A 22,196-nucleotide genomic window follows, 5' to 3' on the forward strand; every position below is an offset into this window, starting at 1 on the left:
GCCCGACCAGTACGTCGACCCGGAAGGATCGACGCTTGGCAGCAGCCTCAACTCCTACGTGCGTTTTCCGCGGCAACCACCACGTGGCGCATCAGCAGGGCGGTGGTGACCGGGCCGACACCGCCCGGCACCGGGCTGAGGCCCGCGGCCCTGCCGCGCACCGACTCCGCGTCGACATCGCCGACAATCTTGCCGTCGGGCGCCTCGTTGGTGCCGACGTCGACTACCACCGCGCCGCCGCGGACGTGTTTGCCGGAGACCAGGCCGATGCGACCCGCCGCGGCGACCACGACATCGGCGGTGACGGTGACCGCCGCCAGGTCGGCGGTGCGGGAATGGCACACCGTGACGGTTGCGTCCTCGGCGAGTAACAGTTGGGCGAGCGGCTTCCCGACGATATTGGAGCGGCCGACGACCACGACATGCCGGCCGGCGAGCGGGATGTCGTGATACTTCAGCAGTTCGACCACCGCCTCGGATGTGGCGGGGACGAAACCGGCGAGTCCCGCCGCGAGCAGGCCGAGTGACAGTGGACTCACGCCGTCGACATCCTTGGTCGCGACGATCGCGGAGCTCACGTCGTCCAGGGTGACGCCACTGGGGAGGGGTGTCTGCAGCATGATCGCGTCGGTGGCGCCGTCCGTGCCGCGCGCGGCAAGCTCCTGACGGATCGCGTCGGCGCTCGCGTCAGCGCCGAGATCGACGGTGTCGCAGTCGATTCCGAGACGCTCGGCCGATTTGCGCAGCGAGTTCACATACCAGGCGCTGGCGGGGTCGTCGTTCGCCACGATCAGAGCAAGGCGCGGCGCCGCTCCGCGGTCGGTGAGCGCGGCGGCGCGGCCCTTGGTGTCGGCGTTGATGGCGGCGGCGAGTTCCTTGCCGGACAGCGAAACGGTATCCACGTTGACACACCCTATCCCGGTCGCCCTACCTGGTTGCACGCAGTCCACCTGCGCACCCGCACCGAGAATTAGGCTGAAGAATCCTCCCGGCAATTGCACTAAATCGAGGTCAAGCGTCCGTATTGTGATCTCTGCTTTGCTCCGCTAACTGTCAGCACATACCAATCGGTTTCATCCGCGGAAAGGTGTCGACTGTAGTGAAGAACTCGAGGCATTGGAAACTTCTTGTCGCGACAGCGCTCGCGGCCTACACAATCACCGGCCTGGCCGGTGTTCCCGCATACGCAGCGCTGGACACCGACGCCCTCTACAACTCCGCCCAGCGCAACTTCACCGACGGCAACGACGCCGCGGGCCGCGCCGACCTGCGTACCCTCATCGGGGCCGATCCCAATCACGCCGAAGCACTGGCCCTGCAAGCCATCTGGTCCGACTACGCGGGCGACCTGCCCGCGCTCGCCGGCGCCTTAGGGCGGCTGCACATCGTCGACCCTGCGATGGCGCAAGGCACCGACAACGTCCTCGGCGCCGTCCGCGCCGCGGTCGGCACTCTGCCCAATCCGCTGCCTGCGCTGGCCGGGCCGCAGACCGGCATCGTCGTCCTCGGTTACGGGCTGCTCCCGGACGGCTCGCTGCGCCCTGAGCTGGAGAACCGGCTGACCGCCGCCTGGTTGCAGTCGCTCGTGGCTCCCGGTTCGCCCATTGTGGTCACCGGCGGCAACCCCCAGAACGGCATCACCGAGGCCGAGGCAATGCGCAACTGGCTGGTCGGCCACGGCGTGCCGCAAACGCGCATCAACGTGGAGACCCGTGCGAGCTCGACCGTGCAGAACGCCCTGTTCAGCACCAGGATGTTGCGGGATGCGGGCGCGACAAGCGCGATCGTGGTCACCTCGCCCAACCACGTCCGCCGCGCCGTCGCCGATTTCATCGTCGCGGGCACCCGGGTCGTGGGGGCGATGACCTCGCTCGAGCAGCTGGTCTCGCACCTACCGCCGCCCGCCAAGCCGTCCCAGCGCGGCATCTATCTCGACGCCATACGCACTTTCCAGCTGAACACCGCCCGCTGATCTCGCGGGGATCCGCACCCGCTCGAAGGTCTGTGCAGGTGCGGGTCCTCCTCGACCGGGTGCGCCGAATCTATTGGCGGAATCACGCGGTTGCACGGCAGGATGGATCGGTGATGTCAGCCGGACGTAGCGATGTGGTCGCTCAACTGCGCGCAGCGGGCTGCGTGTTCGCGGAGGACGAGGCGCGGCTGCTCACCGCGGCCGCCGCGGAGACCGGTGCCGCACTCGAGGTGCTCGTCGCGCAGCGTGTTTCCGGTACCCCACTGGAGCATCTGCTCGGTTGGGCCGAGTTCCACGGGCTCCGGATCGCCGTGGCCCCGGGCGTCTTCGTGCCACGGCAACGGACCGCATTCCTCGTCGACGAGGCGGTCGACCTGATCCGCGCCAAGCCCGGCCACCCGGTGATCGTCGACCTGTGTTGCGGCTCGGGCGCGTTGGGCACCGCGGTCGCCACCATCATCACCGCCGAGGCACGCCCGGTGACGCTGACGGCGGCCGACATCGATCCGGTCGCGGTCGAGTGCGCCCGCCGAAATCTCACCCCGCTCGGCGGCCCGGTCTACCAAGGCGACCTCTTCGAACCGCTGCCCGGCGAGCTGCGCGGCTGCATCGACATCCTGCTCTGCAATACCCCGTATGTGCCCTCGGAGATGATCGCACGGATGCCCCCGGAGGCCCGCGACCACGAACCGCGTATCGCCCTCGACGGCGGCCTCGACGGACTCGACATCTTCCGCCGCGTCGTCGCCGAGGCACCCTCCTGGCTCGCCCCGGGCGGGCACCTGCTCGTCGAGTCCAGCGAGCATCAGGCGCCGGTCGCGCTCGCCGTGCTGGCAAGACATGGACTCGCGGGCCGAATCGCGGAGTCCGACGCGCACTACGCGACCGTTGTGATCGGCACCCGCCCCGCCTGACCGACGTCGGCCACGACAGTCAGCGATGGCTGCGAATCACCAGTCGATCGCACCGGACAGCAGGGACACCGGCCGCGGCCGGTGTACCTGGTCCACACGCTGGCGTTGAATCCGTAGGCGGTGTCGTCGGCCTGCGCGACCGCCTCGTGATCGACGAGCCCACGGCTCAGCGCGGCACAGGGCTGATCGGACGGCTCTCGGCGATCCGCTGTTCGACGCGGTGGATCAGAGCGTGCACGCGCGGGTCGCGCGCGAGCTGGTTGTCGAGGACCACGTTGATCACGCCGCGGAACAGGGCGTACGGCTCCCACTGCGGCGGCGCGATGGTGCGCGGCGAACGGTGTTCGATGCCGTGCGCAAGGGATTCCGCCGCGTCCCGCACCGTGATCCGCCGGTTCAGCGGCCAGGGCAGCAGCGCTCCGAGATCGGCGCCCAGCTCGTCCTCGTCGAGGGTGCCATGCGTCATCGCGGTGTCGACGATACCGAAATACGCGACACCGGCGGTGGCCCCGACCGCGGCCAGCTCGACCCGCAATGCCCGGCCGAACTGCTCGACCGCTGCCTTGCTCACCATGTAGGGCGAGCCGCCCATGCCCGGCGCGAACGCCGCGGCGGACGAGACCACCACGACGTGCCCCTTGGCGGCGATGATGTCGTCCAGCGCCGGGTGCACCGTGTTGAACACGCCGGTCACGTTGATGCCGATGACGCGATCGAAATCACCGGGGTTCATCGTCCGGATCGTCGCAGGCTGGGGCACCACCCCCGCGTTGGCCACCACCACATCGATCCGGCCGAATCGGGCACGCACCCTGGACATCGCCTCGCGCATGCCGATTCGATCGGACACGTCCGCACGCACGACCACCGCGCGCTCCCCCATCGAGCGTCCGACCGCCGCCGCGGCGGCTTGGTCGATGTCGATCAGCGCCAGCGAAGCGCCTGTGGCGTAGAGCTTTTCGGCGAGCGCCCGGCCGATGCCGGTGCCCGCACCGGTGATCACGACCACCCGGCCCCGCACGTCCAGCGTTTCCGCGGCGAACGGGACGGGAAGCGGCAGCACCTGACGCAGCAGGCTCATGACGCTCACCGGACCCGCACCTCGTAGGACTCCGGATCGAACCGGCTTGTGCGCCGCCGATATTCGAAGCTCCAGTTGGGATATAGCCCGGCGTTGCCACCGTCGGCCGTCTGGTAGTAGCTGCGGCAGCCGCCGGTGAGCCAGGCGGTGTCGCGGCTGCGGTCGCTCACTTCGTCGAGGAAGGCCCGCTGGACCTCCTCACGCACATCGATCCGGTGAATGTTCTGCGCGCGCATGGTGGTCACGGCATCGACGATATAGCGAACCTGCGCCTCGATCATATAAATCGCGGACTGATTGCCCGCCGCGCCGAACGGCCCGAGCGTACAGAAGAAGTTCGGGAATCCCGCGAGCGTCGCGCCGAGGTAGCTGCTCGGACGTTCTCGGTATCGGTCACCGATCGAGCGGCCGTCGGTGCCGTGCACGCGGTTGAAAACCGCGGGCGGCACGCCGAAGCCAGTGCCCCAGATGATGGTATCCACCTCGTGCTCGACACCGTCGGCGCTGAGGATCGAGTTGGCACGGATCTCCTCGATGCCCTCGGTCACCACCTCGACATTCGGTTTGGTCAGGGCCGGATAGTAGGCGTCGGAAAAGATCGCGCGCTTGCACCCGATCACGTAGTCGGGAGTGAGTTTGCGACGCAGAGCGGGGTCGCGGACCTGGCGCAGCAGCTGTAGCTTCGCCACCGCCTCATACGGGTGCCGGAATCGCTTGTCCACGAAGCCGACCAGGCCGAATCCCTCTATGCCGGTGTAGTAGAGGCCGCGCAGCGCCTTGCCGAGCGCAGGGACACGGCGTAGCAGCGCCCGTTCGGCGGGCAGCGTGCGCCGATCCAGCCGCGAGACGATCCACGGCGCCGAACGCTGGAATACGGTCAGTCTGCCCACCCTCCGCTGGATCTCCGGGATGAACTGCACCGCCGATGCGCCGGTGCCGATCACCGCGACCCGCTCGCCGGTGAGATCGTGCTCGTGATCCCAGTGCAGTGAGTGGAACTGTGTTCCTTCGAAAGTCTCCGCGCCGGGCAGCCGAGGAACCTGCGCCTCGCTGAACGGTCCCACCGCCGACACCAGCACGTCGGCCGTCAGTTCGCCACGAGTGGTGCGCACCCGCCACCTACTCGCCGCATCGTCCCAGCGCGCCTCCAGCAGTTCGGTGCCGAACCGCATATGCCGCACCACATCGTGTCGAACGGCGACCGACCGGATGTAGGCCAAGATCTCCTGCTGGGTGCCGTAGGTGCGCGACCAGTTCGGGTTGGGCGCGAAGGAGTACGAGTACAGCTGCGACGGTACGTCGCAGGCGCAGCCGGGATAGGTGTTCGCCCGCCAGGTCCCACCGAGGTCGTCGGCGCGTTCGAGCACCACGAAGTCGTCGATTCCCGCGGCGCGCAGCGACACCGCCAGCCCCACTCCGGCGATGCCCGCCCCGATCACCGCGATCGGGACGTGTCGCGCATCCGCAAGCACAGTCATGTCTTCCTCTCCCACGCGGGCACCGTTGCCCGCCGAACTCACAGGTCCAGTTCGAGTTGGCTGCCGCGCGACCGGGATACGCAGGTCAGCATCGCGTGCTCGCGTTCGGCGTCGGGCAGCAGGCGGTCCCGGTGCTCCACCACGCCCGCGCGCACCCTGGTCTTGCAGGTGCCGCAGAAACCCTGCTGACAGGAGTACGCGACACCCGGCAGCACCCGGCGGATCGCCGCGAGCGCGGACTCGTCGGCAGCCACCTCCACATCGAATCCACTGCGGTGCAGACGGATACGGAACGGCTCGCCGTCCCGCACGGGCAGCGGCGAGAACCGCTCGGTGTGCAGCGAGACCGTCGGGTCGTGCAAGGCGAGCACCGCTCGCGCGGCCGCTGCCAGCGGAGGCGGCCCGCAGACATACACCGCGGCACCGGTCGGTGCCTGCTCGAAGATCATCCGGGCGTCCGGGGCGCCGAACTCGTCGTCCGGCCGCACCACCACGTCGCCGCCGGTGCACTCGGCGAGCTCGTACAGAAACGGCATCCGCGACCTGGCGCGGCCCAGATACATCAGCCGCCAGGGCACCCCGGCGCGTTCGGCTGCGGCGACCATCGGCAGGATCGGCGTGATCCCGATGCCGCCCGCGACGAACAGATAGCAGGGTGCTTCGACGAAGGCGAAGGCGTTGCGCGGCCCCCGCACACGGAGTCGGTCACCCGCTCGCAGCCGCCGGTGGATCTCCACGGAGCCGCCCTCCCCGCCGGCGATGAGACGCACCGCGATCCGGTAGGAGCGGCGGTCGTCCGGGTCGCCGGTGAGCGAGTACTGCCGCTGGCGACCCGACGGCAGGAAGACGTCGAGATGCGCGCCGGGCGTCCAAGCGGGCAGCGGCGTACCGTCCGGGTCGCGCAGCGTCAGGCTGACCACCTCGTCGGCCTCTTGCTCGATCCGCTCGACGACCACTTCGAAGTCGTAGCCGATGTGCCGCACCGGGTGCGGTCGCGACAGCAGCTGCGCGGAATCGCCTTCGACAAAGATTCGCTTGTACACGTCGGCCGCCGAACCGATCAGCCGCAGCGCGGCGCCGGGGCGGAACCGCTCGCTGACGGCCGTCATGCGTCCGCCGCCCGTGCCGCGGGCGATTGTGCGAGGTAGCGCAGTGCGTTGTCCATCGCGCCCAGCTGCGACGGGTGGAAGCCCGGCCGCAGGTAACGCGGGATTTCGGTGAAGAAGGTAGTGAGGCTGGGCACCACACCCCGGACCGACGCGCTGGCCAGCTGTAGCGGCCAGAAGCGCCCCTTGCTCCTGGACGGGTCCTTGGAGAACAAGTAGCCGCCCGAGATGACGAACAGGACGAACAATCCCGAACTGGCGATGAGCGCCTGCCGCGCCTTGCGCGCGTAGCCTCCGTCGACGTACATGTACGCGTCGTAGACCACGTTGCGGTGCTCGACCTCCTCGGCGCCGTGCCAGCGGATGAGGTCCAGCATCGCCGGGTGCATGCCCTTGGCATCCAGTTTGTCGTTGGTCAGCAACCATTCGCCGATCACGGCGGTGTAGTGCTCCATGCCGGCGAACAGCGCCAGCCGCTCGCACAGCCACTCGTGCTTGGCCCGACCGGTCAGCCCGTGGTCGCCGAGCACCCGGTCGATCAGCCACGCGACCCGCTCGACCATCGGGCCGACCTCGAGACCGAGCCGTTCCAGCTGCCGCCGCGCCTTCTCGTGCGAGTTCGCGTGCATGGATTCCTGGCCGATGAAACCGCGGACTTCCTCGCGTAGTCGCTCGTCATCGATCAGCGGTAGCGCTTCGGCGAGCGCCTGCGCCATCGCGCGTTCGCCTTCCGGTAGCACCAAGTGCATCACGTTGATGATGTGCGTGGCCATCGCCTCGCCAGGGATGTAATGCATCGGCACCGTGGTGAAATCGAAGTCGACGGCGCGCGCGTTGATCGCGTGTGCCTGGTCGACGTAGGCGTCAGGCCCCATATCACACCCCTCGTCAATGGTCGTCGTTCTCGCAATCTATTGGTGACATCACATGCTGTCAACATCACATGATGTCAATTCAGTAGCTATGAGAGGATGACGCCATGGTCGAAGCGGACGGATCGGTTCCGGGTATGCGCCACTGGCGCGGACGCTCTCCCGCCGATCGGGTCGCTGCCCGGCGGGAACAGTTGATCGAAGCGTGCATGGAGTTGATGGCCACCGTCGGCGCCGCGGAGACTTCGATGCGCGGCGTGTGCAGGCAGGCCGGGCTGACAGAGCGCTATTTCTACGAGAGCTTTCCGAACCTGGACGCGCTGCTGACCACCGTGCTCGACACCGTGGTCCTCGGCGCACGCGACCGGCTGCTCGAGGAGCTATCCCATGCGCCGGTCGAACGCGACGCGATGTTCCGCCACATGGTCGGCGTCTTCACCGACTACCTGGTCGAGGACCGCCGCCGCGGCCGGATCATGTTCGTGGAATCTCAGGCCACGCCGGTGCTGATGCCGCACGCCCACGAGCTCATCGGATTGTTCACCGCGCCGATCGCACTGATCATCGGTGCGAGCGACTCGGTGCCCGACGAGTTCGACAACGCGCTCAACGCCAGTGCCATCTTCGGCGCCCTGGCCTACCTCTACCCACCATGGTTGGACGGCGAGATAGCCGTCCCGCGAAAACGTTTCGACGAGCACGCCGCGAATGTCATCGAACGGATCGCCACGGCGCGCTCCACGCTGGACACCGAGGCCTAGTCCCTCGTTCGGACCATGCGCCGACTCGCCGACCGCCTCGACGTGCGTGCGCCATCGCTGTACTGGCACGTCGACACGAAGGACGACGTGATCGATCTCGCCGTCGATGCCATCTTCGGCGACCCGCCCGACCACACCCGGACCGCCGATTGGCGCACGCACATCGTCGCGGTGCTGTCCGGTTGACGCACCGCGCTGCTCCGTCATCCGTGGGCCGCCGCAGTTCCGGCACGACGGCGACCCGCCATCGGTCCCAACTTCCTGGCCGGAATGGAACTGCTCCAATCAACCCTGCTACACGCCGGGTTCCGGGGACCCGCCCTGTCCGCGGCGACGTGGGCGCTCTACAACCACGTCATGGGATCCGCGGCCTCGCAAACCGTCCTGCGGATCACCGACGCCGAACGGCAGATAGGGCAGCAAAAACTCCAAGCGGAACGCGACCTGTACCCAACCCTCGCTACCAACGGCTACCTCTACGACGACGATTGGGACGGCAGCTTCACCAAAGGGCTGGACTACCTACTCGATGGACTCGCAGCCCAAGTCGGACATCACCTGAAGGCGTAGAACGCTTGCCCGACGCCACGCCCAGCGGCGGCAGCACTGCAGCGCGACATCGCCTGCTTCCTCGGCCGCGATCTCAACTTGCGGCGAATGCTGCCTGAGGTCGTCTTCCCGATAGCTCATGCCGTTGGACGAAGTGCGGCGTTGACTCTGTATGTAACGATCACTACAGTTGCGGTATGTCTAGAAGTTCCGCCGCACCGTCAGGCCGGAATGGTTTGCAGTCCAGAGACCAGCTACTCGATGTAGCGGAACAGCTGATGGGCGAGAAAGGCTATGCGGGCACGCCTGTGTCGGCTATCTGCAAGGCAGCCGGCGTGGCGCCGACTTCGTTGTACTGGCACTTCGGCAGCAAAGAAGGGTTACTGGCGTCGGTAATGGAGCGTGGCGCTGCCCGCTGGTTCGCCGCCTTGCCCCGCTGGAGTGAGCTGACCGGCGATCATCAGCAGCGCGCGGCGACAGTCCAGCGACTTGGCGCCGCGGCCGTCGGCGAGCATCCGCTTTTCCTGCGCCTGTTCTACCTCCTGGCGCTGGAGGCCGGCGCAGACGAGGTTGCGGGTGATTTCGTTCGGCGGGTGCGTGAGCGCGCCAAGAATTACTTCTCCGAGGGCATCGCTGGTTTGCTCGGCGATCTTGCCGCACCGGAGATCGCGTGCGATGCGGCAGTCGAGTTGGCGCGGTTCGCGGTCGCCTTTTCCGACGGTTGTTTTTTCGCCAGCCAACTCGAACCCGACGAGGTCGACCTACACCAGATGTACAGCGACCTCCTGACGGCACTGCTCGCCCTGGCGCCCGCCGCACTCGACCGCGCACGGAAAGCGAAAACCGTATCAGCACAGGAGAGCCGATGACCGCACGCACCGTACTGATCACCGGCGGCACCGGCAGTTTGGGCTACCGCACCGCCGAAGCAATCCTTCGGGCTGATCGAGGCTGGTGCGTGGTCATTACCGGCCGCAATGCTACGACGGTCGAAGACACCGCTCGTCGACTCGGATCCGACGCCAGCGGTCTACAACTCGACCTCGCATCGCTCGATACCGTTCGCGGATTCGCCGACAAATTCTCGACGAACGGGCTGCCACCACTGCATGCGATTGTCTGTAATGCCGGAATTCAAATCGTGTCCGGCACAAGATCGACTGTCGACGGTTTCGAAGAGACATTCGCTGTCAACCACCTCGCACACCTGCTGCTCGTGCGCAGGCTATTACCGCAGATGGCCACGCCCGGTCGGGTGGTGTTTGTCGCGAGTGATACCCATGATCCCACCAAACCGACCGGCATGCCCGCACCCGAGTACACCACAGCGGCCGACCTTGCCCATCCGACTGCGACTGACACCGAGGGCACCGGCCCGTCGGGTCGACGCCGATATACCACGTCCAAACTCTGCAACGTCCTCACTGCCTACGAACTCGCCCGGCAACTCGATACCGGACCGTATCCAGCGATCACGAGCAACGCCTTCGATCCCGGCTTGATGCCCGGCACCGGCCTGGGTCGGGACTATCGAGGCATCCAAGGATGGGCTTGGCGAAACCTGCTCCCCAGCCTCACCGTGGTCCCCGGCCTGAACATACACACACCACGCCGCTCCGCAACAGCGCTGGCACGACTCATCCTGGACCCTGAGCTCGAAGGAATCACCGGCCGCTACTTCTCCGGTCGACGCCGAATCGCGTCCTCTGCGGACTCCTACGACCGAAAGAAAGCAACCGACCTGTGGACTACGAGCAACAAGCTCGTAGGACAGTCCGCCACTCTGGCGTGAACTGATGCGGCATGGCAAGTCATCAGTTCGAACCGAGGCACCGCGCACCGGTGAATTCGACGAAAGTCAATGAGAGAAAAGGCGTTCGGGCATACCTGGTCGCGAAAAGGCCCTTCGGCATTTCCGTTGCGCGCATGCGAGACTCGTCACGATGCTCACCTACTTTCAAGCGACTGTCATCGGCGCGGTGCAGGGTGTCACCGAACTGTTCCCGATCTCGAGCCTCGGGCACTCCGTGTTGGTTGCCGCATGGCTCGGCGACGATTGGAAGAAGTTGGCCGTCCAGAGCGAGTCCATCACGGGCACACCGTATCTGGCGTTCGTGGTCGCGTTGCACGTGGCGACGGCAATGGCGCTGCTCGGCTACTACTGGCGCGACTGGTGTGCCATCGGCGCCGGTTTCATCACCACGCTGCGAACCAGGCGCCTCGACACTGTTCCCCAGCGGCTCGCGTGGCTGATCGTGATCGCCACCGTCCCGGTCGGTGTGCTCGGGCCGTTGCTGGAACATCCGCTGCACGCGCTGTTCGCGGCGCCGGCATACGCCAGCATTTTCCTGACCCTGAACGGTGTCGTGCTGATCGTCGGTGAGGGACTGCGCCGACGCAACGAGCCGTCACTGGCGGAATACGGGCGACGGTTCGCCCGACGGGAGGCACGCGAATGCGTTCTCCCCGCCGAAGCCGAAACGGGCCGCCAATCCGACCGGCCACTGGCCGCCCTGGGGGCCGTGGATGCCATCGGCATCGGGTTCGCCCAAGTCGGCGCGCTGCTGACCGGGTTCAGCCGGGCGGGTCTGACCATGGTCGGTGGTTTGTGGCGTGGTCTCGAACGCGAGCACGCCGCCAAATTCGCCTTCCTGCTTGCCACTCCGGCGATTCTGGGCGCGGGGGTACTGGAAATACCGGAACTGGTCGGGCCGAAGACCGACGGCATCCGAGGACCGGTGCTGGTCGGCGCCATCGTGTCCGGGGTGTCGTCGTGGCTGGCAGTGCGGTTCCTGGAGCGGTACTTCCACACCCGCACGCTGCTGCCGTTCGCGGTTTACTGCCTCGTCGCCGGGCTGCTCTCGATTGTCCGATTCAGCTGAGGTCTCGTCCGGTGCAGGCCGAACTCGACCATTGCGTGGTGTGGCTGAGCAACGGGGCACGGCCGCTTCCACTGGCATCACCTTTCAACTCCCGACTGATGCCGCGCCGCGAAATTGATGTCACGCCGTACTCATCCTCGAACTATGCGCGCTCATGCCGAGCACGATGCCGCGCGAGCCGAACGTCGGTCACTGCGCAGTCGACCGAGGCTGACACCGAGACCGAGGTAGGCTACCGCTGCGGCGGGTTAGGGTGGTGGTGTTCGGATACTTCCGCTTGCTGACCAGGAGAACATCGTGGGGCTGAAAACGGGGCTGGGGCGCGTCGCGCGAGGATTCAATACCGGGGTGGTCGCCCTCCTCGAGGTTCCGGTGCTCGGGCCTTTGATGGGCAAGGGGTTCGTGGTGATCACGTATGTGGGGCGGCGGTCCGGGCGGACATTCAGCACGCCCGTGAACTACCGGCGAAAGGGCAACGAGCTCCTCATCGGAGTCGCCCTGCCGGACACAAAGAGCTGGTGGCGAAACTTCCTCGATGAGGGCGGTCCGATCACGCTGCATTTGAATGGTGCCGATCGGCGCGGACATGCCGTGGCACGACGCGACGAACGCGGCCGTGTCATGGTGAAAGTGCGGCTCGACGAGGCGAGCTGACCTGAATTCCCGCCCTGGCTCAGCAGTATACGAGTTCACCCAGCTCACATCGGCAATGTCGATCTCGTGCGGCCATTGTCGCCGAGGTGGTGCGCTGCCCGACGAAACCACGGGATCACCTCACCTTTTCCCAGATGTATCTCCGTGATCAGCGCATATCTCCGGTTGTAGGTCTCGCTGGAGCTCGCTGATCTCGTTCTCGCGCCGTCGCATAGGTCCTCACCATTGCGTACGATCGCTGCGCGCTCGGACGTGGCTGCGTCCGCTCGGCAACGGGGAGGTGACCCGCCCGGACGATGTAACAATGCCGGGTGGGTCACGCATTTCAGGAACAACGCCACTGCGAGGCGTGCGTTGGCGATCGGTCGTGGAATGCAGGGTCGCACATACCAATCGAGCCCCGGACCGATTCGTGTCGGTTCGGGGCTCGTTCGGGGGTATTCGCGCCTACCAACCGATCGCTCAATGGTTGACAAGACGAATGTACCTCTCCGCATAGGGAATTGCCGAATCGGTGCAGCCATCTGCTCTTTGCCTCGGCCGGGCAATAAAACAGCGAGCGTCCCTTCTTCCTGTTCGCACCCGGATCACTGGTTGCACCCCTGCGCTTCTCGCGCGTTGAACCGGCGGAAAATCCCAGTTCTCGACCTAACTCCCGAATGGGCTCGGCCCCAAGCAGCCACGTTCACAACGAAACCCAGACCATCGAAGACCGAATGCTCAGGCGAGCTGGCTAACGTTGCGTAGATCGCTGATCGACCGTCACGTGGGAGCCCGTCCGACAGTGCCGCCGAGAGTTGCGACTGTCCGCAGCGGTTCGCTCCCTTCACTGGTTCATGCCGACACCTCCGAATCAGCGACATGTTCTGCCGACAGCCGCGGATTCAGCGAAAACCGAAATGCGTTCCGGCGCCTGCAAGTACTCGTCGATCTGTCGCGCGGCGGCGTCCAGCCGCGCGGGGACGGCGAGCATCCCGGGCTGCTGCGGGTGACGAGCGCGGCGTCGTGGCTTCGATGGGATAGGGGACCCGGACCGGGCGCGCGGGCATCGTGGCGAGCAACAGCATCGCGAAGGTGCTTCCGTCATCGAGCGCCCGGTCCCCCATCCCGGCGCGACAGTCCACTGGCGCGCAGCACTCGACGCGCGATGCCCGCGCGGACCGATTCGTCGGTCCCGATGATCCGCACATGGCGGCGGGCACGGGTGATCGCGGTGTAGAGCAGTTCCCTGGTGAGCAAGGTCGATTCAGGCTCTGGCAGCACGACCGAGACGGTGTCGTACTGGCTGCCCTGGCTGCGGTGGATGGTCATCGCGAACACTGTCACCACCGCGGGAAACTGCGTGGGGTGGACCAGGTACGGTTCACTGCCGCGTTGCAGTGCGGCACGGAGCGAGCCGTCGGGCATTCGAACGACGACGCCGGTGTCGCCGTTGTAGATGCGGGCCTCGTGATCGTTCGCGGTGACCAGCAACGGCTGGCCGGGATACCACGGCGCCTGATGCGAGTCGGGCCCCGCTCCCGCGGCGGCGGCCCACTCGGCGGCCATGCCGTCCCAGCGTTCGACGCCGAAGGGGCCCTGACGGTGCGCACACAGCAGCCGGTGCGATTCGAGGGCGGTGAGCGCGCCGGCTGCGTCTCCGTCGAGCGCCGCGGCCGTGACCGCGTGAGCGGCCCGCGCGACGTCGGCGCGGACTGCGGCCATGTCGTCGGACGCGCTCAGCGACAGTTCGGTACCGCCCGCACGTAACAGTCCGAGCGCGGTGTCGGCGTCGCCGGCCCGTACGGCGACGGCGAGATCCGCGATCCGGCCGCCGAACCTTCGTCCGCGGGTCAACCGGACGATGCCGCCACGCAGACGGATCCGCTCCAGCGCGGTCAATCCTTCCGGATGATCTTCGGGCGCAGTCGATTCCGGGCCGATGATCTCCTCGAGCACTGGATTCGGAGCGCCCGCGACAGGTCCGGCGACCAGGTCGGCGAGCACGGCGCCCGCGTCGACCGAGGCGAGCTGGTCCGGGTCGCCGACCAGGACCAGCCGGGTGTCGGGGCGCAGCGCGGCCAGCAGCCTGCTCATCATGGTCAGCGACACCATCGATGTCTCGTCCACGACGATCACGTCGTACGGCAGCCGGTTGAACTCGTGGTGCTTGAACCGGGTGGTGCGACCGCGCTGCCAACCGAGCAGCCGGTGCAGGGTGGCGGCGGTGAGCTCGGGCAGCCCGAGCGATTCGGCCTGCTCACGCACGGCTTCCTGCAGGCGAGCCGCCGCCTTGCCGGTCGGGGCGGCCAGCGCGATGCGCAGGGCGGGCAACTTCGGGGTGGCCTTGCGATGTGCGTCCAGCAACGCGATGATCCGCGCGATGGTGTGGGTCTTGCCGGTGCCGGGGCCCCCCGCGACCACGGTGGTCCAATGCGTCGCGGCCAACACGGCCGCCAGACGCTGGCGGTCGGGCGTCGCACCGGTCGGCGTCTCGAACAAACGGTCCAGTTCCCGGCGCACGATCTCCTGATCGACCACCGGGTGATTGCCGGACCGTTCGGTGAGCACCCGACGGATGGTCTGCTCCTGTTGGTAATAACGATCCAGGTAGAGCAGTGGCCCGGAGTCGTCCGCGCTCTGCGATTCGACCAGTCGCAACGGCCGCAGCGGCCCCGCCGGTCCGCCGCGCACCAGCGGGCTGACCCGCACCGCGGCCACCACCGCGGCGATATCCGGCCACGGCAGCGTCGCCGGATCGATTCCGGCGTCCCAGGTTTCGTCGGCGTCGACGCCGATCTCCCGCATCCGGTGCAGCTCGAGGCACACCGACCCGGACCGCACCGCGCGCACGGCCAGCGCCGCGACGAACAGCACCTGCTCGGACGACTCCCCGCCCAACCTGCCCAACCTGAGCGCGACATGCACGTCGGCGGCCGACAACACGCCCGCCTCGTTGAACATGCGCAACAGACCGGTCCCCCGCTGCGCCAGCTGAATCGAGGTCATCGCCCGTCCTCTCCTGCCAGCAACGCCGACAGCGCGACGATCAAATCGACAGGCGGGTTCCAGTCGAAGACACCACAACCCGCGGGCGTTCGCGGTCCGATCATGCCGCGCACGAACAGGTATCGCGCGCCGCCGAGGTGGCGGGCCGGGTCGTAGCCTGGCAGTCGCCAGCGCAGATACCGATGCAGGGCAACGGAATACAACAGCGCCTGCAACGGATAGTGGGACCGCAGCATCTCGCCGGCCATGCGATCGCGGGTGTAGTGCGCGACGGTGAGGTCTCCGGTGCCGAGCCGATTGGTCTTGTAGTCGACGATGACGAAGCGCGGGTCCGTGCCGTCCGTGACGCGCAGGACAGCGTCGATGCTGCCGGTCAGGTACCCGCGCAGCGGAATGTCCTCCAGCGCCGCCAGATGGTCCGCGTATTCGAACAGGTCATCGTCCGGCGGCAAGTGGGCGCGCACCAGGTCGGCGATTCGCCGCAGCGTCGCCGCGGCGCCGCCGGGCCGGTCGCCGCCCGCCAGCGGCAGTTCGAACTCCAGCTCGTTGAGCCGGTCGCGGCAGGGAATGTCAGAAAGACAGCCGCGATCGAGCGGAGTGCGCAGCACGGCGAGCAGCGCAGTGGCGAGCAGCTCCGGGTCCGCCTCGGCCATCAGTTCGGTCACGGCCTCGCGGCACCGGTCGCGCACCTCGGTGTCGAGGTCCGCGGTGTCGGTGTCGATGCGCTCCAGCACGCCGTGCACGAGGGTGCCGAACTCCGCGCCATACGGCAGCGCGTTCATCAACGAGGCGATGCCCGCCTGCTCAGGCTTGGATTCGGCGGCCAGTGGGGTGCCGGTGGGCTCATCGGCGACGCCTATGGCTTCCTCAGGTTCGCTGTCGACCTCCGGCGCGGCGGGTCCGTGCGCGGAGGCGGTCAGTGCCGAATACGAGGTGCGCCGCCACTGCTGGTCCAAGGCTCGGTCGAACCGGGCGACCGCCAGCTCGCCGGTTGCGGGCTCGGTGCGAACTCGCCGGATCGCGATATCGTCGGCACCCGCCACCGCCGTCACCGCGATCGCCTCCGGTGCGCTCGCCGCCCATGCCGAAAGGGTCGACGCCGCAACGGTATCCGCCGGGACCGCGGCGCGGGCAGGCACCGCGGCGCCGCCCTCCGGCCGCCCGAACACCATCCGGTGCAGCGGAGAGGCCGCTGTGCTGATCGCGGGCGCCCACCAGGCGACGATCTGGCACATGGCCCTGGTCAGCGCAACGTACAGCAGCCGAAGCTCCTCCCCCGCCTCCTCGGATTCGCAGCGCCCTTTGCGTTCAGCGTATCCCGGGGCGTCCGGACCACCCACGTCCAGTACGCGCGCACCGTCGTCGGCGTGGAACAGCAGCGTCGCCGGATACGGGTTCTTCGCGCTGTCCCACGCGAAAGGCACATAGACGACGGGGAACTCGAGCCCTTTACTGGCGTGCACGGTCGCGATCTGCACGGCAGCGGCGTCGCGGTCGAGCCTGCGACTGCGATCGGCCACGGCGCCGGAGGCGGGATCACGCACCCGGTCGGCCAGCCACCTGGTCAGCGCGGTCAGCCCGAGTCCCTCGGTGACCGCGACCTGATCGAGCAGCTGCGCGAGGTGGCGCAGGTCGGTGAGCTGGCGTTCCCCGTTCTCGATGGCGAGCAGCCGCTGCGCGAGACGCGCTTCGGCGGAGAGCTTCTCGAAGACGGTGGCGAAACCCGCACGGGCGAACACCCGCGCCGCGTCTCGCAGTTGTGCGCTGATTCGACCGACCAGGTCGGCGCCACCACTATCGATCTCGGCCGCCGTGACACCGAGCAGCGGCGTGCACGCGGCAAGCCGCACCCGGTCGCCGCGGTGCGGCTGTTCCAGCGCCCGCAGCAGCCACAGCCAGTCGGTCGCGCCGCTGGTCGCGAAGACGCTGGTGCCGCCGGCGAGCACGGAAGCGACACCGACCCGGTCCAGCGCGGCGCGTACCACATCGACCTGTGACCGGGTCCGCACCAGGACCGCGATATCGCCGGGCCCTACCGGCGTGCACACCGCGGGGCCGGGCGTCGGGAGCCGGCTGGCATCGGCGGCGACAACGGGTTCAGCTTTCGCGTCGAGCAGGACACCGGATTCGAGTAGGCGGACGATGTCGGCGGCCAGATCGGCGGCAACCGCGGACCGCATCCGGCCCACTGTCGGGAAGCCGGACTTGTTCAGCGGACCCGCGCCGGTCCGCGGCAGGCACCGCACCCGCATCGGGGTGGTCAGCTCCCCGGGGCCGGACAGACGCGACCACGGCCTGGTCGCGGCAACCGGGTGCACAGTGATCTCCGGGTGCCCCAAAGCCGCGCCGCCGTGCAGGTGGTCCAGCGCGGCAAGCAGTCCCGCGTCACTGCGCCAGTTGGTGGTGAGTTCCATGCGAGTGTCGGCGTGCGCGACCGCGTCCAGGTAGCTGAGTACCTCGGCGCCGCGGAAAGCGTAGATCGCCTGCTTCGGGTCGCCGACCAGCACCAGAGTGGCGTGCCCGTGGAAGGACCTGCGCAGGATGTCCCACTGCAGCGGGTCGGTGTCCTGGAACTCGTCGACGAGGGCGACGCGGTACCGCGCGCGAATGCGGCGGCAAGCGCGCGGGCCGTGCTCGGGATCGGCGAGCACGTCGTGCAGCAAGACCAGCAGGTCGTCGAAGTCGCGCAGGCCGGCCAACCGTTTGCGACGCTCGGTCTCCGCGCGCACCGCGCGCGCGAATGCCACCCGCTCACCCGCCGCGGACCCGTCGTCCGGAACGAGCACGGCGTGCCGGTCCCGCACCGCGGCCAACGCCAGGGTGCGCGCCTCTTTCAGAGAGAACCGCGGTTCGGCGCGGGCGTAGCGGTTGAGGTACAGATCGTCGGCGACAGTGCCGACGAGATCGTCCACGGTCTCCACCAGCCGGGAGCCGGGATCGTGTTCTCCCGCGAGACCTAGTTCGTCGAGCATGCGCTGGCAGAAGCTGTGGGTGGTGGCGATGGTGCCCGCGTCGAAATCCGAAAGCGCTGTCAGCAACCGACGCCGCCGCAGTCGCACCTCGTCGTCGTCGGCTCGCGCCAGATATCGAACCAAGTCGTCGGCGTGTGCTCGCGCCGATTCCGGATCCGTCAGCCCCGCCGCGACGGCGACGAACCGGTCGCGCGTGCGTTCCCGCAGCTCCTGTGTCGCCGCCCGGCTGAACGTCACGAGCAGCAGCTGCGACACGTCGATGCCGGCTTCGGCGACGTACCGTACGGCCAGACCCACGATGGCGTGCGTCTTGCCGGTGCCCGCGCTGGCCTCCAGCACGGTCGTCCCCGTCGGCAGCGGACCACACAGCTGGAACGGATCGGTGGCGTCGAATCCCGGCGTGCCGAGCTCGGCACGCCGGGCTGTGCCGAACGGATGGTCACGGACCGCGCCGTGGCCGTTCACGGCTGCCCCTGGCTTTCCGCGCCGAGCAGCGGAGCCCACATCCGTCGCGCCAGCGCGCCGAAGCGGGTGGCCTCGCCGGGCTCGCCCGCGGGAGCGGGCGCGGCCATCAGGTCGTCGAGGCGCGGATCCGGACCCCACACGTAGCGCAGGTGGCGGTCGGTGTGATCGCCGAACGGGCCGGGACCGTTGGGGCCGCCGTCGAATTCGCGTACCGCCGCGGCGACGGCGTCGTGGATACTCGCGCCGCGGAATCGGCGTTCGGCATAGACCGCGGTGGCGGCGGGCGCGATGGGCAGCGGCTCGGTCAGTCCCAGTTCACGCATGGTGACAAGCTCCCGCAGGATCTCCCTGGCCACGGGCGCATCGGGTGCGGTGAGCTCGCAACGCCATGTGGGGCGGCCGAATCGGCCGCGGCCGGTGCTCACCGCACGCCAGGACCGATCCTGGGTGACGGTGAGGGCGAGAAGCGAAACCCACGCACCGACGCGATGTTTCGGGGCCAAGCGGGAGAAGGTTGTACGGACCAGGGTGTCACCGCGCACCTCGGGCACAGTGCCGGTGAGCCTGCGGCCCTTGCCCAGATCCACCACCACGTCCACGGCTCGCGGAGTACCCGCGTAGTCGGCCTGCGAAGCGCGGACCAGCCGGTCTACGATGTGCTCGACCTCGTCGAGAACGGCGGCGCCGAAACCGAAGGGCGGCAGCGTACCGCGCCGCCACTCCGCCGCGCGCAACCCGGCCGGGTCGGCGCCGGTCAGACGGGCCGCCAGGAGGCGCTCGCCCAGCTCCCACTTCGCCAAGCCGTCGAGTTCGATGGGCAGCCGGTCGGCGATGTCCTCCTCGTGCTCGGGGACCCGCAGGCCGAGCCGCTGCCACAGGAACGCGCGCACCGGATGCTCGACGAACGCGATCAGATCTGCCAGTGCGACATCCGCCGCCTCCGGCGCGGGCAGCGGCGCCGCGAGGAATGGGGGGCGCGCGTGCGCGGGCCGGCCGGCCGCGTGCGCAGCGGCCAACGCCACGGTGTCGAAGCTGAACGGCCGCTCGGCACGGAAATTGCGAAAGTCGAAGGGCTGCAACGGATGCCGGGTGACCACCGCGCCCATCGCCGCGGCGCCCACATGGGCCCGCAGCGCGTCCAGCAGCTCGGCGACCGGGATCGCGGGCGGGCGGTGTGCACCGCTGACCGGGTCCGCGCCGGTGTGGAGCACCAGCAGCGTGTCGCGCGCCGCGAGGACCGCATCCAGCAGCAGCTGCCGGTCCTCGCTGCGCGGATCCCGTTCCCCGAGCAGCGGTTCCCGGGCGAGCACGTCGTCGCCGACGACACCGCCCGCGCGCGGGAACACGTCGTCGTCCAGTCCGAGCAGCACCACCACCCGGTGCGGCACCGACCGCATCGGTACCATCGTGCACACGGTCAGCTCGCCGGTACGAAAGTTGGCCCGGGTCGGCCGCGCCGCGAGCCGCGAACGCAGCAGCACCGCGACATCGGCCAGCCGCAATGGCACCTCGCCCGCGTGGTCGGTGGCGGCGGCGATCTCCTGCCTGGCCTCCGTACGCACCCAGGCCTGGGCGTCCGCCACATCCGTCAGCAGGTCGAGCGCGCGGCCGAGCACCGCGGCCCACTCGTGCGCCGGGCGGGGACCACGTAGGTCGCGCAGGCACACGGCCAGCCGATCGATGAACTCGGCGAAGCGTCCGGCCAGGTCGACGTCGTTGCTGTCCACGTCGTCCAGCGGAAGCACGAGATCCAGCCAGTCGTCGGAGGTTTCGCCCGCCGTGACGCCGAGCAGGATCCGATCCACCGCGCTGTTGAGTGTGTTCTGAGCGAAGTCGGCCAACCCGAACGCTTGCCGCTGGCGCTGCCCGATCCCCCACCGCGCGCCCGATTCGGCCGCCCACTCGCGCAGCCGCTCGATGTCCTCGTCATCGAATCCGCAACGGCGCCGGACTGTTTCGGCGGCTGCAAGGTCGAGCACCTGGGTGACGGTCACCCGGCCGTCGGCCAGCTCGAGCAGGACGCCGATCACCGCGAGCAACGGGTTGGTCACGCCGCGTCCGCGATCGGCGAGGCGCACCCGCAGCCGATGCGCCGGATGCTCTGAATCATCTTGCCACTCGGACGGTCCCGGCATGCGCTGCCCGAACGCGGCCCGCACCAGCGGCGCGTATGCCTCCACCTCGGGACACATGACGAGCACATCTCGCGGCTCCAGAGTCTCGTCGGCGGCGAACAGTCCCAGCAGGCAGTCCCGCAACACCTCGACCTGCCGCGCGGGACCGTGACACGCGTGCACCTGCACGGTGCCGTCGGCGCCGACCTTGCCGGCCGCCGACGGCCGGCGATCATCCCGGATCCCCGCCTGTAACGCGCGCAGCAATGTCGTGGGCGGCGAATCCTCCTCCAGCGCAATAACTTCCGCCGAACGAGGAGTGCCTTCCTTCGAGGGATGGTAAGTATCGGTGCCCGTTGCGGCGAGTTCGGCCAACCGCTGCTGGAGTTCCCGGACGTCGCGGGCCAGTCCCGCAAGCAGCGGATGCGCCACCGCTGTCGCGGTGCAATCGTCGGCGCGCTTCCGCACCGCGGACGTCCGGTCCAGGCGCGACCACATGGCCGGGCTCGGATGCGCCAACCACAGATGGATCTCGCGGCCTCCTGCCAGCGCTGACAGCACCGCGAGCTGGTCACTGGGTAGCCGGGTCACGCCGAACAGCGACAGCCGGGGCGGCAGCGTCACCAGACCCGGTTCCGCGCGCAGCCGCGCGCAAGCGGCATCCAGCCGCTCGGCCGGACTCGGCGCCCCGATCTCGGCGCGCAGCCCGCGCCACAGCATCGGCTGCCAGCGCAGGTCGTCGGGCACCTCACCGCCCGCGCCATCGGCATCCAGGCCCGCCGCCCATGCGGTGAGCATCTCCGGACGCTGCGAGCCGTAGCTGTCGAACAGCGCGCCCAGGTGAGCCGCGGTGGCGTACCGCCTGCCGAGGCGGTGATCGGGAGCCGAGGCGTCCTGCGCGCCGAGATGCCTGGCCAGTACGGCGCACCATGGTTCGGACAGCGAAGCATCGATCACCCGCAGCAGGCTCCACACCACCCGCTCCTGCGCCCACGGATCATCAGTGGGGCGCACCCCACTCGCCGCGGCGAGCACTTCCGAGACCAGCGCGGCCGGGGACGGGAAGGCAATATTCGCACAGATACCGTCCGCCGCGTGGGCGGCCCCGAGCACCGCCGACAGCGTCTGCGTCAGCCATCGCTCCACACCTTTCGCGGGCACCGCCACCACCTCGGCCGCGAACGGGTCCGCCTGCGGCGTCGTCAGCGCACCGGCGAGCGCCTCGGCAAGGACGTCGGCGCGCTCGGCACGGTGGATGTGCAGCGGCATCTGCGCCTCTCGGTCGATGTGTCGGACTGCGTTCGCGGCTCCCTGGTTACTCGGGGATGGCGCGGCCCTCGGGCTTCGTGCACGTTTATACGCCCAGCGACCGACGCGCAACTGCATCG

General features: G+C 68.5%; 17 protein-coding genes. 9 read left to right on the forward strand and 8 right to left on the reverse strand.

Going from position 1 to position 22,196, the window contains the following annotated elements:
* Positions 1 to 47: 47 nt before the first annotated feature.
* Positions 48 to 902, reverse strand: coding sequence for a bifunctional 5,10-methylenetetrahydrofolate dehydrogenase/5,10-methenyltetrahydrofolate cyclohydrolase (locus OH799_RS10235; RefSeq protein WP_406278432.1), 855 nt, complete (start codon positions 900 to 902; stop codon positions 48 to 50).
* A 197-nt stretch (positions 903 to 1,099) separates the two neighbouring features.
* On the opposite strand from OH799_RS10235, the gene OH799_RS10240 reads away from it, so the two are divergent.
* Together OH799_RS10240 and OH799_RS10245 are read left to right on the forward strand one after the other, a co-directional pair.
* Complete coding sequence (locus OH799_RS10240) at positions 1,100 to 1,972, forward strand: YdcF family protein (protein WP_406278435.1); 873 nt, start codon at positions 1,100 to 1,102, stop codon at positions 1,970 to 1,972.
* 113 nt (positions 1,973 to 2,085) lie between these two features.
* Positions 2,086 to 2,886: a putative protein N(5)-glutamine methyltransferase gene (locus tag OH799_RS10245; protein ID WP_406278438.1), complete on the forward strand. Its 801-nt coding sequence runs from the start codon at positions 2,086 to 2,088 to the stop codon at positions 2,884 to 2,886.
* A 166-nt stretch (positions 2,887 to 3,052) separates the two neighbouring features.
* On the opposite strand, the gene OH799_RS10250 is transcribed toward OH799_RS10245, so the two are convergent.
* From OH799_RS10250 to OH799_RS10265, 4 genes are read right to left on the reverse strand one after another with little or no spacing between them, the layout of a single operon-like run.
* On the reverse strand, positions 3,053 to 3,967 hold the full coding sequence (locus OH799_RS10250; protein WP_406281964.1) for an SDR family oxidoreductase: 915 nt from the start codon (positions 3,965 to 3,967) through the stop codon (positions 3,053 to 3,055).
* Between the two features lie 5 nt (positions 3,968 to 3,972).
* Entirely contained in the window at positions 3,973 to 5,445 is a 1,473-nt protein-coding gene (locus tag OH799_RS10255) for a flavin-containing monooxygenase (protein ID WP_406278441.1), read from the reverse strand.
* A gap of 38 nt (positions 5,446 to 5,483) precedes the next feature.
* On the reverse strand, positions 5,484 to 6,554 hold the full coding sequence (locus OH799_RS10260; protein WP_406278444.1) for a PDR/VanB family oxidoreductase: 1,071 nt from the start codon (positions 6,552 to 6,554) through the stop codon (positions 5,484 to 5,486).
* Positions 6,551 to 7,426, reverse strand: coding sequence for a metal-dependent hydrolase (locus OH799_RS10265; RefSeq protein WP_406278447.1), 876 nt, complete (start codon positions 7,424 to 7,426; stop codon positions 6,551 to 6,553). Before OH799_RS10265 ends, OH799_RS10260 begins: the two co-directional genes overlap by 4 nt.
* 104 nt (positions 7,427 to 7,530) lie before the next feature.
* Between OH799_RS10265 and OH799_RS10270 the strand changes: the two genes are divergently transcribed.
* From OH799_RS10270 to OH799_RS10300, 7 genes are all read left to right on the forward strand, one after another.
* A complete protein-coding gene (locus OH799_RS10270) occupies positions 7,531 to 8,184 on the forward strand; it encodes a TetR/AcrR family transcriptional regulator (RefSeq protein WP_357261741.1) in 654 nt (217 codons plus the stop codon).
* Positions 8,185 to 8,199: 15 nt separating this feature from the next.
* The gene (locus tag OH799_RS10275) at positions 8,200 to 8,370 is read left to right on the forward strand and encodes a hypothetical protein (protein WP_406278450.1); all 171 of its coding nucleotides are present in this window, start codon (positions 8,200 to 8,202) and stop codon (positions 8,368 to 8,370) included.
* A 9-nt stretch (positions 8,371 to 8,379) separates the two neighbouring features.
* On the forward strand, positions 8,380 to 8,754 hold the full coding sequence (locus OH799_RS10280; RefSeq protein WP_406281967.1) for a TetR/AcrR family transcriptional regulator C-terminal domain-containing protein: 375 nt from the start codon (positions 8,380 to 8,382) through the stop codon (positions 8,752 to 8,754).
* Between the two features lie 176 nt (positions 8,755 to 8,930).
* Positions 8,931 to 9,602: a TetR/AcrR family transcriptional regulator gene (locus tag OH799_RS10285; RefSeq protein ID WP_406278453.1), complete on the forward strand. Its 672-nt coding sequence runs from the start codon at positions 8,931 to 8,933 to the stop codon at positions 9,600 to 9,602.
* Entirely contained in the window at positions 9,599 to 10,525 is a 927-nt protein-coding gene (locus tag OH799_RS10290; protein WP_406278456.1) for an SDR family NAD(P)-dependent oxidoreductase, read from the forward strand. Before OH799_RS10285 ends, OH799_RS10290 begins: the two co-directional genes overlap by 4 nt.
* Before the next feature lie 151 nt (positions 10,526 to 10,676).
* Positions 10,677 to 11,615 carry an undecaprenyl-diphosphate phosphatase gene (locus OH799_RS10295; protein ID WP_406278459.1) on the forward strand — a complete coding sequence of 313 codons (939 nt, stop codon included), beginning with the start codon at positions 10,677 to 10,679 and terminating at the stop codon, positions 11,613 to 11,615.
* 297 nt (positions 11,616 to 11,912) lie between these two features.
* On the forward strand, positions 11,913 to 12,269 hold the full coding sequence (locus tag OH799_RS10300; protein WP_357261730.1) for a nitroreductase/quinone reductase family protein: 357 nt from the start codon (positions 11,913 to 11,915) through the stop codon (positions 12,267 to 12,269).
* Positions 12,270 to 13,352: 1,083 nt separating this feature from the next.
* Here OH799_RS10300 and recD read toward each other — a convergent pair.
* From recD to recC, 3 genes are read right to left on the reverse strand one after another with little or no spacing between them, the layout of a single operon-like run.
* Positions 13,353 to 15,257: an exodeoxyribonuclease V subunit alpha gene (gene recD, locus OH799_RS10305; protein WP_406278463.1), complete on the reverse strand. Its 1,905-nt coding sequence runs from the start codon at positions 15,255 to 15,257 to the stop codon at positions 13,353 to 13,355.
* Positions 15,254 to 18,733 (reverse strand): UvrD-helicase domain-containing protein, encoded by a 3,480-nt coding sequence (locus tag OH799_RS10310; RefSeq protein ID WP_406278466.1) that lies wholly within the window; start codon positions 18,731 to 18,733, stop codon positions 15,254 to 15,256. Before OH799_RS10310 ends, recD begins: the two co-directional genes overlap by 4 nt.
* The gene (gene recC, locus OH799_RS10315; protein ID WP_406278469.1) at positions 18,691 to 22,077 is read right to left on the reverse strand and encodes an exodeoxyribonuclease V subunit gamma; all 3,387 of its coding nucleotides are present in this window, start codon (positions 22,075 to 22,077) and stop codon (positions 18,691 to 18,693) included. Before recC ends, OH799_RS10310 begins: the two co-directional genes overlap by 43 nt.
* Between the last annotated feature and the right edge of the window lie 119 nt (positions 22,078 to 22,196).

Origin of the sequence: Nocardia sp. NBC_00881, assembly GCF_045207455.1 — a bacterium.
Lineage (GTDB): Bacteria > Actinomycetota > Actinomycetes > Mycobacteriales > Mycobacteriaceae > Nocardia.